At 71.9% G+C, this 18,853-nt stretch carries 14 protein-coding genes and 1 riboswitch; of the genes, 13 read left to right on the top strand and 1 reads right to left on the bottom strand.

Annotation, left to right across the window (positions count from 1 at the left end; translation table 11 throughout):
* The first annotated feature begins 28 nt into the window (after positions 1-28).
* The 8 genes from G3I71_RS20820 to cobI all read left to right on the top strand — a co-directional run bounded on the left by G3I71_RS20820 (position 29) and on the right by cobI (position 11,828).
* Positions 29-250 carry a hypothetical protein gene (locus G3I71_RS20820; protein WP_164316328.1) on the top strand — a complete coding sequence of 74 codons (222 nt, stop codon included), beginning with the start codon at positions 29-31 and terminating at the stop codon, positions 248-250.
* Between the two features lie 156 nt (positions 251-406).
* Positions 407-550: riboswitch (cobalamin riboswitch) on the top strand.
* Positions 551-647: 97 nt separating this feature from the next.
* Positions 648-1,646 carry a cobalamin biosynthesis protein gene (locus G3I71_RS20815; protein ID WP_164316327.1) on the top strand — a complete coding sequence of 333 codons (999 nt, stop codon included), beginning with the start codon at positions 648-650 and terminating at the stop codon, positions 1,644-1,646.
* Complete coding sequence (locus tag G3I71_RS20810; protein ID WP_164316326.1) at positions 1,643-3,229, top strand: cobyric acid synthase; 1,587 nt, start codon at positions 1,643-1,645, stop codon at positions 3,227-3,229. Before G3I71_RS20815 ends, G3I71_RS20810 begins: the two co-directional genes overlap by 4 nt.
* Positions 3,226-6,882 (top strand): cobaltochelatase subunit CobN, encoded by a 3,657-nt coding sequence (gene cobN, locus G3I71_RS20805; protein WP_164316325.1) that lies wholly within the window; start codon positions 3,226-3,228, stop codon positions 6,880-6,882. Before G3I71_RS20810 ends, cobN begins: the two co-directional genes overlap by 4 nt.
* Positions 6,879-8,924, top strand: coding sequence for a putative cobaltochelatase (locus tag G3I71_RS20800; RefSeq protein WP_164316324.1), 2,046 nt, complete (start codon positions 6,879-6,881; stop codon positions 8,922-8,924). The genes cobN and G3I71_RS20800 overlap by 4 nt, the downstream gene beginning before the upstream one ends.
* Positions 8,924-9,523, top strand: coding sequence for a cob(I)yrinic acid a,c-diamide adenosyltransferase (gene cobO, locus G3I71_RS20795; RefSeq protein WP_164316323.1), 600 nt, complete (start codon positions 8,924-8,926; stop codon positions 9,521-9,523). The genes G3I71_RS20800 and cobO overlap by 1 nt, the downstream gene beginning before the upstream one ends.
* Positions 9,524-9,564: 41 nt before the next feature.
* Positions 9,565-11,079, top strand: a complete 1,515-nt coding sequence (locus tag G3I71_RS20790) for a cobyrinate a,c-diamide synthase (protein WP_164316402.1) — start codon at positions 9,565-9,567, stop codon at positions 11,077-11,079.
* Positions 11,076-11,828 (top strand): precorrin-2 C(20)-methyltransferase, encoded by a 753-nt coding sequence (cobI, locus tag G3I71_RS20785; RefSeq protein ID WP_164316322.1) that lies wholly within the window; start codon positions 11,076-11,078, stop codon positions 11,826-11,828. The genes G3I71_RS20790 and cobI overlap by 4 nt, the downstream gene beginning before the upstream one ends.
* A gap of 8 nt (positions 11,829-11,836) precedes the next feature.
* Here cobI and G3I71_RS20780 read toward each other — a convergent pair whose 3' ends face one another.
* On the bottom strand, positions 11,837-12,577 hold the full coding sequence (locus tag G3I71_RS20780; protein ID WP_164316321.1) for a ZIP family metal transporter: 741 nt from the start codon (positions 12,575-12,577) through the stop codon (positions 11,837-11,839).
* A gap of 98 nt (positions 12,578-12,675) precedes the next feature.
* Between G3I71_RS20780 and cobM the strand changes: the two genes are divergently transcribed.
* The 5 genes from cobM (at position 12,676) to cobC (ending at position 18,678) form a co-directional block, all read left to right on the top strand.
* The gene (gene cobM / locus G3I71_RS20775; RefSeq protein ID WP_164316320.1) at positions 12,676-13,515 is read left to right on the top strand and encodes a precorrin-4 C(11)-methyltransferase; all 840 of its coding nucleotides are present in this window, start codon (positions 12,676-12,678) and stop codon (positions 13,513-13,515) included.
* A complete protein-coding gene (gene cbiE, locus G3I71_RS20770) occupies positions 13,512-14,873 on the top strand; it encodes a precorrin-6y C5,15-methyltransferase (decarboxylating) subunit CbiE (protein WP_343243015.1) in 1,362 nt (453 codons plus the stop codon). The genes cobM and cbiE overlap by 4 nt, the downstream gene beginning before the upstream one ends.
* Positions 14,870-16,594, top strand: a complete 1,725-nt coding sequence (cobJ, locus tag G3I71_RS20765) for a precorrin-3B C(17)-methyltransferase (protein WP_164316319.1) — start codon at positions 14,870-14,872, stop codon at positions 16,592-16,594. The genes cbiE and cobJ overlap by 4 nt, the downstream gene beginning before the upstream one ends.
* Before the next feature lie 82 nt (positions 16,595-16,676).
* Positions 16,677-17,615, top strand: a complete 939-nt coding sequence (locus tag G3I71_RS20760; RefSeq protein ID WP_164316318.1) for a sirohydrochlorin chelatase — start codon at positions 16,677-16,679, stop codon at positions 17,613-17,615.
* Positions 17,605-18,678, top strand: a complete 1,074-nt coding sequence (gene cobC / locus G3I71_RS20755; protein WP_164316317.1) for an Rv2231c family pyridoxal phosphate-dependent protein CobC — start codon at positions 17,605-17,607, stop codon at positions 18,676-18,678. Before G3I71_RS20760 ends, cobC begins: the two co-directional genes overlap by 11 nt.
* Positions 18,679-18,853: the final 175 nt, after the last annotated feature.

The raw sequence follows: 18,853 nt of genomic DNA, 5'->3' as shown, positions 1-18,853 counted from the left end.
GTCGTAGCGAGAAGCAGAAGGAAGCAACATGAAGATCGACTGGGCAGCCCTCGGCTCCGTCTTCGGCGTCAGCCTCGTCATCACCGTGGCCATGGTGGGCGTGTTCACCCTGGGCATCGTCGGACTCTCGCGCCGCGAACGGGCGGTAGCGCAGGGCGAGTCGGCGGGGCTGGCCGTCACCGGCGCGTACGCGTGCTTCGCCGCCTGTACGGCCGTGGTGGCGTACGGGATCTATCTGATCGTGGCCTGACCCGGCCGGACACCCGGACACCTCCTCGTCGCCCGCTCCGACCGCGGCCGCCCTACCGGTGGTCACGGTCGGGGCGGGCGTTTTTCGTCGCCCCGATCCGGTCGCGGTGTGGGGCTCAGCACAGTCCTCCTTTCCAGGTCAACGGCAAGTTGACGGGTGTTCCGGGCCCGTGGTGGACTGCCGGAGCCATGTACGGCAGCAGAAGAGGAAGCCGGTGCGAATCCGGCGCGGTCCCGCCACTGTCACCGGGGTAGGTATCCCCGGGAGCCAGGAACTCTCGCCGCCGGTCTCGTCGAACCAGGGCGTGGACACCCTGAGTGAGGACATATCGCCATGCTCGGCTGCCGTCCGAGGTACAGCACCAGGTCGCTGCCCGACCCCACGGCCGGCTGAGCCGGTGCGTGCCGATCGCGTCTTCGCGTACGGCGCCACCGCCGGACTCCTCGGTGATCTGATCCTGGGCGATCCTCGCCGCGGGCATCCGGTCGCCGTGTTCGGGCGGGCCGCCGGCGCCGTCGAGCGGGTGCTGTGGCGGGACCACCGGGGTTGGGGCGCGCTGCACACCGCCGTGTGTGTGGGAGGCGCCGTCTCCCTTGCCGCGGCGGCCGGTCGCGTCGTACGTCCGTCCCGTACCGCTTCCGTCGTACTCACCGCCGCCGCGACCTGGGCCGTGGTCGGCGGTACCTCCCTCGGCCGGGAGGCGCGGGCCGTCGGCTGGTACTTGGAGACCGGGGACATCGAGGGGGCGCGGAAGCGACTGCCCCACCTCTGCGGACGCGATCCGAAGGCCCTCGACTCCGACGGGATCGCCCGGGCCGTCGTCGAGTCCGTCGCCGAGAACACCTCCGACGCCGTGGTGGGCGCGCTGGTCTGGGGCGCCCTGGGCGGGGTGCCCGGGCTGGTCGGGTTCCGGGCCGTCAACACCCTTGACGCGATGGTCGGGCACAGGTCTGAGCGGTACCGGCGGTACGGGTGGGCCTCCGCGCGGCTCGACGACCTCGCCGGGTGGCCGGGGGCACGGCTGACCGCCGTACTCGCCGCCGTCGCCGGCAGTGATCCGCGTGGGGCCGTCCGGGCCTGGCGTGCCGACGCGGGACGCCATCCCAGCCCCAACGCCGGGCCCGTGGAGGCCTCGTTCGCGGGGGCGCTGGGAGTTCGGCTCGGCGGGACGCTGTCCTACGGAGGGCGGGTCGAGCATCGGCCCGTGCTCAACGGGGAGTCCGGGCGGGCTGTCGGCGTCCCCGACGTCGAACGGGCCGTACGGCTGTCGCGGCGCGTCACCTGGCTCGCCCTCGGTGTCAGTGTCGCCGGGCGGCTCCTCGCGAACGCGAGCATGAACAGGGGCATGAGCAGGCGCGTGAACGGGCGAATGAACACGAAGGGGCGTACCTCATGAGTGGCGGGAGCCTCGGTGGTGGGCTGCTTGTCGCCGGGACCACCTCCGACGCCGGCAAGAGTGTCGTCACCGCCGGGATCTGCCGGTGGCTGGTGCGGCAGGGGGTCAAGGTCGCGCCGTTCAAGGCGCAGAACATGTCCCTCAACTCCTTCGTCACGCGAGAGGGCGCCGAGATCGGGCGGGCGCAGGCCATGCAGGCGCAGGCGTGCCGGATCGAGCCGACGGCGCTCATGAACCCCGTACTGCTGAAGCCGGGGAGCGACCAGAGCAGTCAGGTCGTGCTCATGGGGAAGCCCGTGGGCGAGATGAGTGCGCGTGGTTTCTTCGGGGGGTCTGGGCCCGCGGCGGAGCCGCTGTCAGGCGCAGTGTCCCCCGGGACAAGGCTGCACGGGGGGCGGCAGCAGCGACTTCTCGGGACCGTGCTGGAGTGCCTCGCCGAACTGCGGGGCACGTATGACGCGGTGATCTGTGAGGGGGCCGGGAGCCCGGCTGAGATCAACCTCAGGCGGACCGACATCGTCAACATGGGAATCGCGCGCAACGCCCGGCTCCCGGTGCTCGTCGTCGGCGACATCGACCGTGGCGGGGTCTTCGCCTCCTTCTTCGGGACGGTCGCCCTGCTGTCCCCCGAGGACCAGGCCCTCGTCGCCGGGTTCCTCGTCAACAAGTTCCGCGGGGATGTCAGCCTGCTGGAACCCGGGCTCGACATGCTGCTCGGGCTCACCGGACGGCCGACCTACGGCGTGCTGCCGTTCCGGCACGGGCTCGGCATCGACGAGGAGGACGGGCTGCGGGTGTCCCTGCGGGGGACTGTCCGGGAGTCGAACGTCGCCCCGCCGGTCGGGGAGGACGTGCTGCGGGTCGCCGTCTGTGCCGTCCCGCTGATGTCCAACTTCACCGACGTCGACGCGCTGGCCGCCGAACCGGGCGTCGTGGTGCGGTTCGTGGACCGGCCGGAGGAACTGGCCGACGCCGACCTCGTCGTCATCCCCGGAACGCGGGGAACCGTGAAGGCGCTGGCGTGGCTGCGTGAGCGCGGGCTCGCGGACGCCATCATGCGCCGGGCAGCCGAGGGGCGACCTGTGCTCGGCATCTGCGGTGGCTTCCAGGTTCTCGGCGAGCACATCGAGGACGACGTCGAGAGCCGACAGGGCCATGTCGAGGGGCTCGGGGTCCTGCCCGTAAGGGTGCGGTTCGCCCGCGAGAAGACCCTCACCCGGCCCGTCGGCAGCGCCCTCGGCGAAGAGGTCGAGGGGTACGAGATCCATCACGGGGTCGCGGAAGTCCTGGGTGGGGAAACCTTCTTGGACGGGTGCCGGGTCGGGAGCGTCTGGGGTACGCACTGGCACGGCTCGCTCGAATCCGACGGATTCCGGCGGGCGTTCCTGCGCGAGGTGGCCGCCGCCGCGGGCCGCCGCTTCGTACCGGCCCCCGACACCTCCTTCGCCGGGCTGCGCGAGGAACAGCTCGACCTGCTCGGCGATCTCATCGAACAGCACGCGGACACCGACGCGCTCTGGCGGCTCATCGAGTCGGGCGCGCCGCAAGGACTGCCTTTCATTCCACCGGGAGCGCCCGCATGAGCACAGTGTTGTTGTTGTCGACCGCCGACACGGACCTGCTGGCGGCCCGGGCCGCTGCCGGTGCCTCGTACCGGATCGGCAATCCGACCCGGGTGGATGTCGCGGAGGAGCTGCCCGCGCTCGTCGAGGGCGCGGACATCGCCGTCGTACGGCTGCTGGGTGGCAAGCGGGCCTGGGAGGACGGACTCGCATATCTGAGGACGTCCGGTGTGCCGACCGTGCTGCTCGGCGGGGAGACGGTTCCCGACGCCGAGTTGATGGCCGAGTCGTCGGTGCCCGCCGGGGTGGTCGCGGAGGCGCTGCGCTATCTCGTCGAGGGCGGGCCCGCCAACCTCGTGGAGATGGCGCGGTTCCTGTCCGACACCGTGCTGCTGACCGGTGAGGGGTTCGACGAGCCGCAGAAGATGCCCGAGTACGGGGTGCACGGCTCGTACGCGCGGGAGAGCGGCCGTCCGACCATCGGAGTGCTCTTCTACCGGGCCCACGAGCTCAGCGGCAACACCGGGTTCGTCGACACGCTGTGCGACGCGATCGAGGCGCGGGGCGCCAACGCCCTTCCCGTGTACTGCGGTTCACTGCGCGGGGCGGACGCGGGTCTGTACGAGCTGCTCGCCGGCGCCGATGCCCTGATCGCCACCGTTCTCGCCGCCGGCGGTACGCACGCCTCGGAGGCCTCGGCCGGCGGTGACGAGGAGGCCTGGGACATCGGGGCGCTCGCCGACCTCGACGTGCCTGTGCTGCAAGGGCTTTGCCTCACGTCGTCGAGGGCCACCTGGGACGCGTCCGACGCGGCCCTCTCCCCCATGGACGCGGCGATGCAGGTCGCGATCCCCGAGTTCGACGGCCGGCTGATCACCGTGCCGTTCTCCTTCAAGGAGGACGGCCCCGGTGGCGTGCCCGTGTACCTCGCCGACCCCGAGCGGGCCGCCCGGGTCGCCGGAATCGCCGTACGGCACGCCCGGTTGAAGTACAAGCCGAACGCGGACAAGAAGCTCGCGCTCGTCTTCACCGCCTACCCGACCAAGCACTCGCGCGTCGGCAACGCGGTGGGCCTCGACACTCCCGCGTCGGCGGTACGGGTGCTGGACGCGCTGCGCGCCGCCGGGTACTCCCTCACCGAATACCCCGACAACGGGGACGAGTTGATCCACCGGCTCATCGCGGCCGGCGGTCACGACGTCGAGTGGCTGACGGAGGACCAGCTGGCCGCTGCGCCCGCGCGTGTGCCGCTGGCCGACTATCGGGCGTGGTTCGACAAGCTGGACAGCGGGATGCGCGACGGGATGCTGGAGACGTGGGGCGAGCCTCCGGGCAACCTGTACGTCGACGGGGACGACATCGTCCTGGCCTCCCTCCAGTTCGGGAACGTCGTCGTGATGATCCAGCCGCCGCGCGGCTTCGGCGAGAACCCGATCGCGATCTACCACGACCCGGACATGCCGCCGTCCCACCACTACATGGCGGCCTACAGGTGGTTGGAGTCCTCGTTCGGCGCCGACGCGATCGTCCACATGGGCAAGCACGGCACCATGGAGTGGCTGCCCGGCAAGGGACTCGGGCTGAGCAAGGGGTGCGGGCCGGACGCCGTGCTCGGTGAACTCCCCCTCGTCTACCCCTTCATCGTCAACGACCCCGGCGAGGGCACCCAGGCCAAGCGGCGCGGGCACGCCACGGTCGTGGACCACCTCGTACCGCCGATGGCGCGCGCGGACACGTACGGCGACCTGGCGAAGCTGGAGCAGCTCCTCGACGAGTACGCGCTCGTCTCCGACCTGGACCCGACGAAGGCGCCTGCTGTGCGCGCGCAGATCTGGACGCTGGTCAAGGCGGCCGAACTGCATCACGACCTGCATGTGGACGACCAGCCGGACGACGACGCGTTCGACTCGTTCGTCATGCACATCGACGGCTATCTGTGCGAGATCAAGGACGTGCAGATCCGGGACGGGCTGCACATTCTCGGCGGCGGCCCGGAGGCCGAGCCTCGCGTGAACCTCGTACTGGCGGTGCTGCGTGCCTCGCAGGTGTGGGGCGGTCAGGCGAACGCGTTGCCTGGTCTGCGGGCCTGCCTGGCCGAGTACTTCGGGCTGGTCGAGAAGGAGTTGCTGGCCGAGCCGGGAGCTCCGGTGAAGCTGGCGGTCGAGCTGACGGATCTCGTCGACGGGCCGGCGCGTTCGGCCGCCGACGCGATCGACCTGCTGGAGCAGTTGTGCCGGCGGCTCGCGGAGGGCATGGAGGAGCGGGCGTGGGAGGTCGCGACGGTTCCCGCTCTCGTGCGGGACGTGCTGGGGCTCGAACTACCGGCAGCCGTCGCTGTGTTGGAGTTCGCCTGCCGTGAGGTGGTGCCCCGGTTGGCCCGTACGACGGACGAGATCACCCACATCCTCAAGGCACTTGACGGCGGTTTCGTCCCGGCGGGGCCCTCGGGCTCACCCACGCGCGGACTCGTCAACGTCCTTCCGACCGGCCGCAACTTCTACTCCGTCGACCCCAAGGCCATTCCGTCCAGGCTGAGTTGGGAGGTCGGACAGGCGCTCGCCGACTCGCTCGTACAGCGGTACGTAACCGACAACGGCGAGTATCCGACGTCCGTCGGCCTGACGGTCTGGGGTACGTCGGCCATGCGGACGCAGGGCGACGACATCGCCGAGATCCTGGCGCTGCTGGGCTGCCGTCCGGTGTGGGACGACGCGTCGAGGCGGGTGACCGGGTTCGAGGTGGTGCCGGTGGCCGAGCTGGGGCGGCCCCGGATCGACGTCACGGTCCGTATCTCCGGGTTCTTCCGGGACGCGTTCCCGCACGTGGTCGGGCTGATCGACGACGCGGTGCGTGCGGTCGCGGACCTGGACGAGCCGGCCGAGTCCAACTTCGTACGGGCCCACGTGGACGCGGATGCCGCCGAGCACGGGGACCGGCGGCGGGCCACGGCCCGTATCTTCGGGTCGAAGCCGGGGGCGTACGGGGCCGGGCTGCTGCCGCTGATCGACGCGCGCAACTGGCGCAGCGACGCGGACCTCGCCGAGGTGTACGCGGTGTGGGGCGGTTACGCGTACGGGCGCGGCCTGGACGGGCGGGCAGCCCGGGGGGACATGGAGACGGCGTTCCGGCGGATCGCGGTGGCGGCGAAGAACGTCGACACGCGAGAGCATGACCTGGTCGACGCCGACGACTACTTCCAGTACCACGGCGGCATGGTCGCGATGGTGCGGCACCTGACGGGGGCGAGCCCCGAAGCGTACGTCGGGGACTCCGCGACTCCCGACCAGGTGAAGACCCGGACACTGGGCGAGGAGACTCACCGGGTGTTCCGGGCGCGCGTGGTCAACCCGCGTTGGATGGCGGCGATGCGGCGGCACGGGTACAAGGGCGCGTTCGAGATGGCCGCGACCGTGGACTACCTCTTCGGGTACGACGCCACGGCCGGGGTCGTGGACGACTGGATGTACGAGAAGCTCAGCGCCGAGTACGTCTTCGATCCCGAGAACCGGGACTTCATGAAGAAGTCCAACCCGTGGGCGTTGCGCGGGATCACGGAACGGTTGCTGGAAGCCGCCGACCGTGGGTTGTGGGCCGAGCCGGACGCCGACACGATCGAGCGGTTGCGCGCGACCTACCTGGAGCTCGAAGGCGATCTGGAGGGCGACGACAAGTGAGTACCCCGTTTCCGTTCACGGCCGTCGTCGGCCAAGAGGACCTGCGGCTCGCGCTGCTGCTGAACGCCGTCTCGCCGGCGGTGGGTGGTGTGCTGGTGCGCGGCGAGAAGGGCACCGCCAAGTCCACTGCCGTGCGCGCCCTTTCGGTGCTGCTGCCCGCGGTGGATGTCGTCGCCGGATGCCGGTTCTCGTGTGATCCCGGCGGGCCCGACCCGGCCTGTCCTGATGGGCCGCACGAGGCCGGGGCCCACGAGTCCCGGGCCGCCCGGATGGTCGAGCTGCCCGTCGGTGCCTCCGAGGACCGGCTTGTCGGTGCCCTCGACATCGAGCGGGCGCTCGCGGAGGGCGTGAAGGCGTTCGAGCCGGGGCTGCTCGCCGATGCGCATCGCGGGATTCTGTACGTCGACGAGGTCAATCTCCTTCATGATCACCTGGTTGACCTGCTGTTGGACGCCGCCGCGATGGGCGCCTCCTACGTCGAACGTGAGGGTGTCTCCGTACGGCATGCGGCGAAGTTCCTGCTCGTCGGGACCATGAACCCCGAGGAGGGCGAGCTTCGGCCGCAGCTGCTCGACCGGTTCGGGCTGACCGTCGAGGTCGCGGCCTCGCGGGAGCCCGATCAGCGGGTGGAGGTCGTGCGGCGGCGGCTGGCGTACGACGACGATCCCGCCGGGTTCTCCGCGCGGTGGGCCGATGAGGAGTCCGCCGTGCGGGCCCGGATCGTCGCCGCGCGGGAGCTGTTGCCGTCCGTGCGGCTGGGCGACGGGGCGTTGCGGCAGATCGCCGCCACCTGTGCCGCCTTCGAGGTGGACGGGATGCGCGCCGACATCGTGATGGCACGCACCGCCGTCGCACTGGCCGCCTGGGACGGGCGTACCGACGTGCTCGCGGAGGATGTGCGGCAGGCCGCGTTGCTTGCCCTTCCTCATCGGCGGCGGCGGAATCCCTTTGACGCGCCCGGACTTGACGAGAACAAGCTCGACGAGACGTTGGAGGAGTTCGGCGGGCAGGGGTCGGGGGCGGACGGTGAGGACGAGGACCCTGATCCCGATCCCGATCCTGGGTCGGACGGGCCCGGGGGTGGCGGTGGTCAGGCCCCGGAGTCCGACGACGGGCCGCAGGGGGACGACGCCGGCGCGCAGCCCGAGGCCGGGGAGGGCGGGGAGGGCGGGGAGCCGCAGCCCTCGGGGGCCGGTGCCGGCGAGCAGCAGCCCGTACGGGCGGGTGAGCCCTTTCGTACCAAGGTGCTGAGCGTTCCCGGTGTGGGTGAGGGTGCTGCCGGTCGGCGGTCTCGGGCACGTACCGAGCGGGGGCGGACGACAGGGTCCCGGCGGCCTCAAGGGGCGCTCACCAAGCTGCACCTGGCGGCCACCGTGCAGGCCGCCGCGCCGCATCAGCTGGCGCGGGGGCGGGTCGGGCGTGGGCTGGTGGTGCGGCGGGACGATCTGCGGCAGGCGACGAGGGAGGGGCGCGAGGGGAATCTCGTGCTGTTCGTCGTCGATGCCTCGGGGTCGATGGCCGCCCGGCAGCGGATGAGTGCCGTCAAAGGCGCTGTGCTGTCGTTGCTGCTCGACGCCTATCAGCGGCGGGACAAGGTGGGGCTCGTGACGTTTCGCGGGACGGCGGGCGATGTCGCTCTGCCGCCGACCTCGTCCGTGGACGCGGCGGCCGTTCGGCTGGAGTCGCTGCCGACCGGTGGGCGTACGCCGATCGCGGCGGGACTGCTGAAGGCGCACGACGTGCTCCGGGTGGAGCGGATGCGGGATCCGGCCCGGCGTGCGCTGGTGGTGGTCGTGACCGACGGGCGGGCCACGGGTGGCCCGGAGCCGGTCGCGCTGGCCGGGCGGGCGGCTCGCCTGTTCGCTGCCGAGGGGATCGCCTCCGTGGTCGTCGACTGCGAGTCCGGGCCGGTACGGCTGGGACTCGCCGGTCAGCTCGCGGGTGAGCTCGGGGGTACGGCGGTGACGCTCGACGAGTTGCGGGCGGACTCCATCGCCGGTCTGGTGAGGGATGTGCAGGGGACTTCGAGGAGGGCCGCGTAATGCCGCAGGGACAGCCGAGTGTCGTGCCGGACGACGGTCTGACGACCAGGCAGCGGCGTAACCGGCCGCTTGTCGTCGTGCACACGGGGATCGGGAAGGGCAAGTCGACCGCCGCTTTCGGGCTCGCTCTGCGCGCCTGGAATCAGGGGTGGCCCATCGGGGTGTTCCAGTTCGTCAAGTCGGCGAAGTGGAAGGTGGGGGAAGAGAACGCGCTCCGGGTGCTGGGGGCCAGCGGGGAGGGCGGGACCGTCGACTGGCACAAGATGGGCGAGGGCTGGTCCTGGGTTCAGCGCGACGAGCAGCTCGACAACGAGGACAAGGCCCGGGAGGGCTGGGAGCAGGTCAAACGGGACCTCGCCGCCGAGACGTACAAGCTGTACGTGTTGGACGAGTTCGCCTATCCCATGCACTGGGGGTGGGTCGATGTCGACGAGGTCGTCGCTGTGTTGCGGGACCGGCCCGGGAATCAGCATGTGGTGATCACGGGGCGCAACGCCCCGGAGAAGCTGGTGGAGTTCGCGGATCTGGTGACGGACATGTCCAAGGTCAAGCATCCGATGGACACCGGGCAGAAGGGGCAGCGGGGTATCGAGTGGTGACGTCCGCCTCCGTCTCGTCCGGATCCCTGTCGTCCGGATCCCTGTCGTCCGGGTCCGTGCCCCGGCTGGTCATTGCCGCGCCCTCCTCGGGCAGCGGCAAGACCACCGTCGCCACGGGGTTGATGGCCGCGTTCGCCGCGCGGGGACTTGCCGTGTCTCCGCACAAGGTGGGGCCGGACTACATCGATCCCGGGTATCACGCGCTCGCCACCGGGCGGGTGGGGCGGAATCTCGACGCGTACATGTGCGGGCCCGAGTTGGTCGGGCCGCTGTTCGTGCACGGGGCGCGCGGGTGTGACATCGCCGTGGTCGAGGGCGTGATGGGGCTGTACGACGGGGCTGCGGGCGAGGGTGAGCTCGCGTCCACGGCTCAGGTGGCCAAGTTGCTGCGGGCGCCGGTGGTGCTTGTCGTCGACGCGTCTTCGCAGTCCCGCTCCGTGGCGGCGCTCGTGCACGGGTTCGTGTCGTGGGATCCGGAGGTGCGGGTCGGGGGCGTGATCCTCAACAAGGTCGCGTCGGATCGGCATGAGGAGATGCTGCGGGAGGCGTTGGAGTCGGTGGGGGTGCCTGTGGTGGGGGTGCTTCGGCGGGTTCCGCAGGTGGATGTGCCTTCTCGGCATCTGGGGTTGGTGCCGGTCGCCGAGCGGCAGGGGGAGGCGGTGGCGGCTGTTGCGGCCATGGCCGCGCAGGTTTCGGAAGGGTGCGATCTCGAGGCGTTGTTCGGGTTGGCGCGTAGTGCGGGGGTGTTGGCGTGTGCGGGGTGGGATGCGGGTGAGGTTCTGCCCGCGGCGGAGCCGCTGAAGGATGCAGCCTCGCCCCCGCCGCCCCTACCCGTCCCTCCCCCAGAGGGGGGACCCCCACTGGGGGCTGCGCCCCCAGACCCCCGCTGTCGGCCTGAACGGCCTCGTCCTCAAACGCCGGACGGGCTGGTGGTGCCGGGCGGAGACACCAGTGCACCTGTGATCGCCCTCGCCGGCGGAGCCGCCTTCACCTTTTCCTATGCCGAGCATGTCGAGTTGTTGCGGGCCGCCGGGGCCGAGGTCGTCGTGTTCGATCCGCTTCGGGATGAGCAACTGCCCGACGGCACACGCGGGTTGGTCATCGGGGGTGGGTTTCCCGAGGTGTTCGGGGCCGAGTTGTCCGCCAATGAGCCCCTGCGCAAGTCCGTCGCCGCTCTTGCCGGGAGTGGTGCGCCCGTTGCCGCCGAGTGTGCCGGGTTGCTGTATCTGGGCCGGGAGTTGGACGGGCGGCCCATGTGCGGGGTGCTCGATGCCACCGCCCGGATGAGTGACCGGCTCACCCTCGGCTATCGGGACGCCGTGGCCGTGAGTGACAGTTCGCTCGCGGCGGCCGGTACCCGGATGCGGGGGCACGAGTTTCATCGGACCGTCGTCGAGCCCGGGGCGGGGGCGGAACCGGCTTGGGGCGTGCGTACCCCGGTCCGGCGGGTCGAGGGGTTTGTACAGCGCGGTGTGCACGCGAGCTATTTGCACACGCACTGGGCGTCGGCGCCCGGTGTCGCCCGTCGGTTCGTGGAGAGGTGCCTGACGTCATGAGCAGCGAGAGCGGTGTGAGCATCAGCAGGCTTGTCGGTGTGGGGGTCGGGCCCGGTGATCCCGAACTCGTGACCGTCAAGGGCGTCAACGCGTTGCGCGCCGCCGATGTGGTCGTCGTACCCGTGATGGACACCCTTGAGCGGGGGCGTGCCGAGGCCACCGTGCTGCACTACGTGGGCGCCGAGAAGATCGTTCGGGTCGTCTTCGCGCTCAACGAGCGGTCCGACCATGCCCGGCGCGAGGCTGCCTGGGATGCCGCCGGTGCCCGGGTCGCCGAGTTGCTCGGCGCGCATCCCGTCGTCGCCTTCGCGACCATCGGCGACCCCAACGTGTACTCGACGTTCACCTATCTCGCCCACACGATCGGGGAACTGGTGCCCTCCGCCGTCATCGAGACCGTGCCCGGTATCACCGCGATGCAGGATCTGGCGGCACGGTCGGGGGCCGTACTCACCGAGGGGACCGAGCCGCTCACCCTCGTGCCCGTGACCGCGGGGGCCGCTGTGCTCAAGGAGGCTCTAGGCGGGCCGGGGACTGTCGTCGCGTACAAGTTCGGGCGGCAGGCACAGGAGGTCGTCCAGGCGTTGCGGGAGAGCGGGCGGATCGGCGACGCGGTGTGGGGGTCGGCGCTGGGGCTGGAGGACGAGTCCATCCGGCCCGCCGGCGAACTCGACGGTGAGCCGCTCCCGTACCTCTCCACGCTCATCGCGCCCGCGCCACGCCACGGCGGCAGGGGCGGCAAGTTGTGAACCACCGCTCAGCCCGACAGGCCCACCACCAGCCAGATGAACGCCGCGCCCGCGATCGTGCACAGCACCGTCGAGTGGGTGGGGTGTTCGTGGTGGGCCTCGGGGAGGATCTCGGCGGCGGCGAGGTAGAGCAGCACGCCGGCGAAGAGGCCGAGATAGCCGCCGAGCGCCTGTTCGGGGATCGTGAAGAACAGGGTCGAGGCCGCGCCCACGACCGGTGCCGCCGCGTCGGCGAACAGCATGGCCAGGGCTTTGCGGCGGGCGTTTCCGTACAGGCTCGTGATCGTGTACGTGTTGAAGCCGTCGGCGAAGTCGTGGGCGATCACGGCGAGCGCGACGGCGAGACCCATACCGCCGCCCACCTGGAAGGCCGCGCCGATCGCGACGCCGTCCATCGCACTGTGGCCGACCATCGCCGCGGCGGCCGTCAGGCCCACCTGGGGCGTCCGGCCGCCGTGCTCTCCGGTCCCCTCGGCGGCGCCGTGCGAGGCCTGCCGTACGGCGAGCAGACGTTCCACCAGATGGGCCAGCAGGAAACCGGCGACGAAGAGCAGCAGCGCGGCCGGTACGCCGAACACCTCCCGGCCCGCCGCGTGCAGCGCCTCGGGCAGCAGGTCGAGGCCGACCACGCCCAGCATCAGGCCGCCGGCCAGGCCCAGGACGAGATGGCGGCGGTCGGTCACACGCAGTGCCGTCCAGCCGCCGGCCAGCGTCATCAGGAACGCGCCGAGCGCGACGAAGACCGCCATGTGCCCTTGCTATCCGATCAACCCGCCTTCGCGCACCTCCACACCCATCCGCACACTTACTGATGTTTTCGACATTCCGTACGAGAGGATCTCGCCCCATGGCTCCCACGGCCGACGTTTCGACCGGCGCTCCCACCGGCAAGGTGACGTTCGTCGGTGCCGGCCCCGGCGCCGCCGATCTGCTGACGTTCCGCGCGGCCCGCGCCATCGCCGACGCGGACATCGTGATCTGGGCGGCCAGCCTCGTACAGGAGGCGGTTCTCGAACATGCGCGCGAGGGGGCGGAGATCCTCGACTCGGCGACCATGTCGCTGGAGGATGTCGTCGCCGTGTACGAGCGTGCCGTGCGCGAGGGCCTGCGCGTGGCCCGTATCCACTCCGGCGATCCCGCGCTCTGGGGCGGCACCCAGGAGCAGGTCGACCGGTGTGCCGAGATCGGGATCGAGACCGAGATCGTGCCCGGTGTCTCCTCCTTCTCCGCGGTCGCCGCCATCGCCCAGCGCGAGCTGACCATCCCCGAGGTCGCGCAGTCCGTGATCCTCACCCGGCTGGGCGGCGGCAAGACACCGATGCCGCCGGGTGAGGAGGTGCGGGAGTTCGCCCGGCACGGGACCACCATGGCGATCTTCCTGTCCGCCGCCCGCAGCGGACAGCTCGTGCGGGAGCTGCTGGAGGGCGGCTATCCGACGTCCACGGCGGTCGTCATCGCCTACCAGGCGACCTGGCCCGAGGAACTGATCGTGCGGTGCACGATCGAGACGCTGGAGGAGACGGTCAAGGAGCACAAGCTGTGGAAGCACACCTTGTTCCTGATCGGCCCGGCCCTCGACGCCAGCGGCACCCGCTCGCACCTCTACCACCCCGGCCACTTCCACGGCTTCCGCAAGGCCGACCCGGCGGCTCGCCGGGCGCTGCGCGAACGAGGGGCGAGTACGTGATCACCGTCATCGGTACGGGGACGGGGGCGCCGCTTCCGCCGGACGCCACGGCCGCCGTCGCCGGGGCCGCGCTGGTCGTGGGCGCCCGGCGGCATCTGGCCACGGTGTCGGCATCGGTGACGGTGGCGGAGGGGGCCGAGCAGGTTGTCCTGGGGGCGCTGGCACCGGCGCTCGACACCATCGAGGAGTACGTAGGGAAGGAACGGCCTGTTGTCGTGCTCGCCTCGGGTGATCCCGGGTTCTTCGGGATCGTGCGGGCGCTGGCCGAGCGGTTCGGGGCCGGGCGGCTCGATGTCCGGCCGGGGGTGTCCTCCGTGGCCGCCGCGTTCGCCCGGGCCGGGCTGACCTGGGACGACGCGGTGGTGGTCAGCGCGCACGGGCGGGAACCGCGTACGGCGGTCAACGTGTGCCGGGCGCGGCCCAAGGTGGCGGTGCTGACCGGGCCGGGTGCCGGACCCGCTGAACTGGGCTCGGCCCTGGTCGGCGGTCCGGCACGCGTCCTGGTTGTCGCGTCGGCGTTGGGCGATCCGGAACTCGAACGCGTCGAGCGGGTCACGCCTGCCGAGGCGGCCGCACGGGACTGGGGCGACGCGGTGAGTGTGGTGCTGTGTCTCGACGAGGCGCGGGCCCTCGCACCCGTCCGTGTCACGGTCGCCGGGGAGTCCGTCGGACCGGCCCAATGGGCTCTGGATGAGCGGGAGTTCGCCCATCGCGACTCGATGATCACCAAGTTCGAGGTACGGGCCCTGGCGCTGGCCCGGCTGGGGCCGCGCCTCGGCGACCTGGTCTGGGACATCGGCGCGGGCTCCGGTTCCGTGGCCGTGGAGTGCGCGCGGCTCGGGGCGGCCGTGGTCGCCGTCGAGAAGACGCCGGACGGGGCGGAGCGGGTGCGGGCGAACGCCGCCGCGCACGGTGTCGACGTGCGGGTGGTGGAGGGGAGCGCGCCTGATGACCTGCCCTCGCCGTCCGAACTCGGGCTCGGACTCGGGCTCGGACTCGACGAGCCCGACGCCGTGTTCATCGGTGGGGGCGGGCGCGAGCTGCCCGCGATCGTCGCCGCGTGTGCGGGGCGGGCCCGGCGGACGGTGGTGGTCGCGATGGCCGCCCTCGACCGGGTCCCGGCCGTGCGTGCGGCGCTCATCGGCGCCGGACTCGACTGCGACGGCGTCCTGCTGCAGTCGTCCCGGCTCGCACCGCTGCCGGGTGAGGTGACCCGCCTCGCGGCGACCAACCCCGTTTTCCTGCTGTGGGGCACCCGTCCCACGGCGCATACAGACAGACGTACAGACAGACGTACAGACAGGTCTGTGGACAGATCTGTGGACAGCCATACAGGTAGCGAAGGAGATGCTCTGTGATCGGCCTGATTTCCGCGACGGCGGCGGGCGCGGCGGCGCGTGATCGGCTTGCCGCCGCCTGGCCCGACCGTACGCGTGTGTACGAGGGGCCGGTCGCCGACGCCGTCCGGCGCGCGTTCGGAGAGTGCTCACAGCTCGTGTGCTTCCTGGCCACGGGGGCGGTCGTACGACTGGTCGCCCCGCTGCTGGCCGACAAGGCGTCCGATCCCGGAGTGGTGTGCGTCGACGAGGGCGGACGGTTCGCCGTGTCGCTGGTCGGCGGGCACGGTGGCGGGGCCAATGAACTCGCCCGTGCGGTCGGCCGGTTGCTGGGTGCGGAGCCGGTGGTGACCACCGCGACGGACGCTGTGGGGGTGCCGGGGCTCGACACCCTCGGGATGCCCGTCGAGGGCGATGTAGCCGGAGTCTCGCGGGCAATGCTCGACGGTGAACCCGTCGCGCTGGAGCTGGAGTCGGTCTGGCCGCTGCCCGCGCTGCCGCCCAATGTGCTGCCGTCCGGTGCCGGGAGTGCGGTACCGGGCGCCGGGCCGACGATCCGGGTCACCGACCGGCTGATCGACGGTGACGGTGCGGGTGTGGTCGTGTTGCGGCCGCCGTCCCTCGTCGTCGGTGTGGGCGCCTCCAAGGGCGCTCCGGTCGACGAGGTACTCGGGCTGGTCGAGGGGGCGTTGGCGGACGCGGGGCTCTCGGTGGCGTCCGTCGCCGCGCTGGCCACCGTCGACGCGAAGGCGGACGAGCCGGGGATCGTCGGGGCCGCCGAGCGGCTCGGGGTGCCCGTGGTGACGTACTCCGCCGACGAGTTGGCCGGCGTCGACGTGCCGAATCCCTCCGACGCGCCGCTCGCCGCCGTCGGCACACCCTCCGTGGCGGAGGCTGCCGCGCTGCTCGGCGGGGGCGAACTCCTCGTACCCAAGAGGAAGTCGGAGCGCGCGGACGGGGCGCCGGCCATGGCGACCTGTGCTGTCGTACGGCGGCCGGGGCGTGGACGGCTCGCGGTCGTGGGGCTCGGACCGGGGGCGCGGGATCTGCTGACGCCGCGCGCCGAGGCGGAGTTGCGGCGGGCGTCCGTGCTCGTCGGGCTCGATCAGTACGTCGACCAGATCCGCGATCTGCTGCGGCCCGGCACCCGGATCCTGGAGTCGGGGCTCGGGGCCGAGGAGGAGCGGGCGCGGACGGCGGTCGCCGAGGCCCGGAAGGGGCAGGCGGTCGCGCTGATCGGCAGCGGGGACGCCGGCGTGTACGCGATGGCGTCGCCCGCGCTCGCCGAGGCGTCCGACGACATCGACGTGGTCGGGGTGCCCGGCGTCACGGCCGCCCTCGCCGCCGGCGCGATTCTCGGGGCTCCGCTCGGCCACGACCACGTGTCCATCAGCCTCTCCGACCTGCACACTCCGTGGCACGTCATCGAGCGGCGGGTGCTGGCGGCGGCCGAGGCGGACATCGTCGTGACGTTCTACAACCCGCGCAGCCGGGGCCGTGACTGGCAGTTGCCCAAGGCGCTCGCCATCCTCGGCGCGCACCGGGAGCCGACGACGCCCGTGGGTGTCGTACGGAACGCGTCACGGCCCGACGAGTCCAGCCGCGTCACGACGCTGACCGGTCTCGACCCGGCGACGGTCGACATGATGACGGTCGTGACCGTCGGCAACACCGCGACCCGCAACATCGCGGGCCGGATGGTCACGCCTCGCGGGTATCGCTGGCAGGAGACGGGGCGATGAACACCACCTGTCCGGCGTCGCTGCCCGGCTCCCTTCTCAACACCCTTTCGCTTCATCCCACTTCACCGTCCGAGGAGACATCGTGACCACCCCGCCGCCCGCCCTGCTCATCGCCGGCCACGGCACCCGGGACGAGGCCGGGGCCGAGGCGTTCCGTGACTTCGTACGGGAGTTGGGGCGCCGTAACCCCGAACTGCCCGTCGCGGGCGGCTTCATCGAGCTGTCGCCGCCGCCGCTGGGTGACGCCGTGACCGAGCTGGTGGAGCGGGGGGTACGGAGGTTCGCCGCCGTTCCGCTGATGCTGGTGTCCGCCGGACACGCCAAGGGGGACATCCCGGCGGCGCTGTCCCGGGAGAAGGAGCGGCACCCGGGGATCTCCTACACGTACGGGCGTCCGCTGGGTCCGCACCCGGCGCTGCTCGCGGTGCTGGAGCGGCGGCTGGAGGAGGCGCTGGGCGGTGGGGCTCGTACGCCCGCCGACCGGGCCGACGTCACCGTGCTGCTGGTCGGGCGCGGTTCCACCGACCCGGACGCCAACGCCGAGGTGCTCAAGGCGGCGCGGCTGCTGTGGGAGGGGCGCGGCTACGCCGGTGTGGAGACGGCGTTCGTGTCCCTGGCGGCGCCGGACGTGCCGTCGGGGCTCGACCGGTGCGTGAAGCTGGGTGCGCGGCGGATCGTCGTCCTGCCCTACTTCCTGTTCACCGGGATTCTGCCGGACCGGGTGCGGCAGCAGACGGAGGGCTGGGCCGACGCCCACCCGGAGATCGAGGTGCGGTCCGCCGACGTCATCGGTCCGGAGCCGGAGCTGCTCGACCTGGTGATGGAGCGGTACCGGGAGGCCGTGCAGGGGGATCTGCGGATGAACTGCGACTCGTGCGTGTACCGGATCGCGCTGCCCGGCTTCGAGGACAAGGTCGGAATGCCTCAGCAACCGCACTTCCATCCGGACGACGAAGGTGGCCACGATGGTCACCATCATGGACATCACTCACACGGGCACTCGCACTCCCATGCGCACTGACGGAAACACCGACGGGCATGACCTTCGGCACCACGGGGACGCCGAAGTGCGCGACGACGGCGCCAAGTTGATCGACCTCGCCGTGAACGTCCGGGCCGACGCTCCCCCGGCCTGGCTGCGCGAGCACATCGCCGGGTCGCTCGGCGGGCTCGCCGCGTATCCCGACGGGCGCGCCGCGCGGGCGGCGGTGGCGGCCCGGCACGGGGTGCCGGTGGAACGGGTGCTGCTCACCGCCGGGGCCGCGGAGGCCTTCGTGCTGCTGGCGCGCGCCCTGAAGGTACGCCGGCCGGTGGTCGTGCACCCGCAGTTCACGGAGCCGGAGGCGGCGCTGCGCGATGCCGGGCACAGCGTGGACCGGGTGCTGCTTCGGGCGGCGGACGGGTTCCGGCTGGACCCGGCGCTCGTGCCCGACGACGCCGACCTGGTGGTGGTCGGCAACCCGACGAACCCGACGTCGATCCTGCATCCGACGGCCTCGCTCATCCAGCTTGCCCGTCCTGGGCGGACGTTGGTGGTCGACGAGGCGTTCATGGACGCGGTGCCGGGTGAGCGGGAGGCGCTGGCCGGGCGTACGGACGTGCCCGGGCTCGTGGTGCTGCGGAGCCTGACGAAGACGTGGGGGCTGGCGGGGCTGCGGATCGGGTACGTGCTGGCGGCGCCGGAGACGGTCTCGGAGCTGGAGCGGGCACAGCCGTTGTGGCCGGTGTCCACGCCGGCGCTGGCCGCGGCGCAGGTGTGCGTGTCCGGGCCGGCGCTGGCGGAGGCGGAGGAGGGGGCGCGGCGTATCGCCGCGGACCGGGCTCATCTTGTCGCCGGGCTCGCCGAGTTCGGGTCCGACGGGGTGCGGGTGGTGACTCCGGCGGAGGGGCCGTTCGTGCTGGTGCGGGTGCCTCAGGCTGTTGCGGTGCGGGGGCATCTGCGGGGGCTGGGGTACGCGGTGCGGCGGGGGGACACGTTTCCTGGGCTGGGGGAGGAGTGGCTGCGGGTGGCTGTGCGAAATCGGGTGACGGTGAACGGGTTTCTGCAGGCGTTCGATCGGGCGGTGACGCTGGCGGGGCGGTGAGTTTCTTCGCCCCCGCCGCCCTTACCCGTCCCATCCTTCTGGGGCTCCGCCCCAGACCCCGCTCCTCAAACGCCGGAGGGGCTGAAATACCCAGCCCGTCCGGCGTTTGAGGACGAGGCCCTTCAGGGCCGAAGCGGGGGTCTGGGGGCGCAGCCCCCAGGAACAGGATGGGACG

It is taken from the genome of Streptomyces sp. SID12501, assembly GCF_010550245.1.
Taxonomy (GTDB): Bacteria; Actinomycetota; Actinomycetes; order Streptomycetales; family Streptomycetaceae; genus Streptomyces.
This window is presented reverse-complemented; position numbering and strand designations above follow the sequence as displayed.

What these genes read in the sequence shown, in the direction of transcription:
- G3I71_RS20820 (WP_164316328.1), top strand. Translation starts at nt 29, where the DNA reads ATGAAGATCGACTGGGCAGCCCTCGGCTCCGTCTTCGGCGTCAGCCTC.
- G3I71_RS20810 (WP_164316326.1), top strand. Translation starts at nt 1,643, where the DNA reads ATGAGTGGCGGGAGCCTCGGTGGTGGGCTGCTTGTCGCCGGGACCACC.
- cobN (WP_164316325.1), top strand. Translation starts at nt 3,226, where the DNA reads ATGAGCACAGTGTTGTTGTTGTCGACCGCCGACACGGACCTGCTGGCG.
- cobO (WP_164316323.1), top strand. Translation starts at nt 8,924, where the DNA reads ATGCCGCAGGGACAGCCGAGTGTCGTGCCGGACGACGGTCTGACGACC.
- cobI (WP_164316322.1), top strand. Translation starts at nt 11,076, where the DNA reads ATGAGCAGCGAGAGCGGTGTGAGCATCAGCAGGCTTGTCGGTGTGGGG.
- G3I71_RS20780 (WP_164316321.1), bottom strand. Translation starts at nt 12,577, where the DNA reads ATGGCGGTCTTCGTCGCGCTCGGCGCGTTCCTGATGACGCTGGCCGGC.
- cobM (WP_164316320.1), top strand. Translation starts at nt 12,676, where the DNA reads ATGGCTCCCACGGCCGACGTTTCGACCGGCGCTCCCACCGGCAAGGTG.
- cobC (WP_164316317.1), top strand. Translation starts at nt 17,605, where the DNA reads ATGCGCACTGACGGAAACACCGACGGGCATGACCTTCGGCACCACGGG.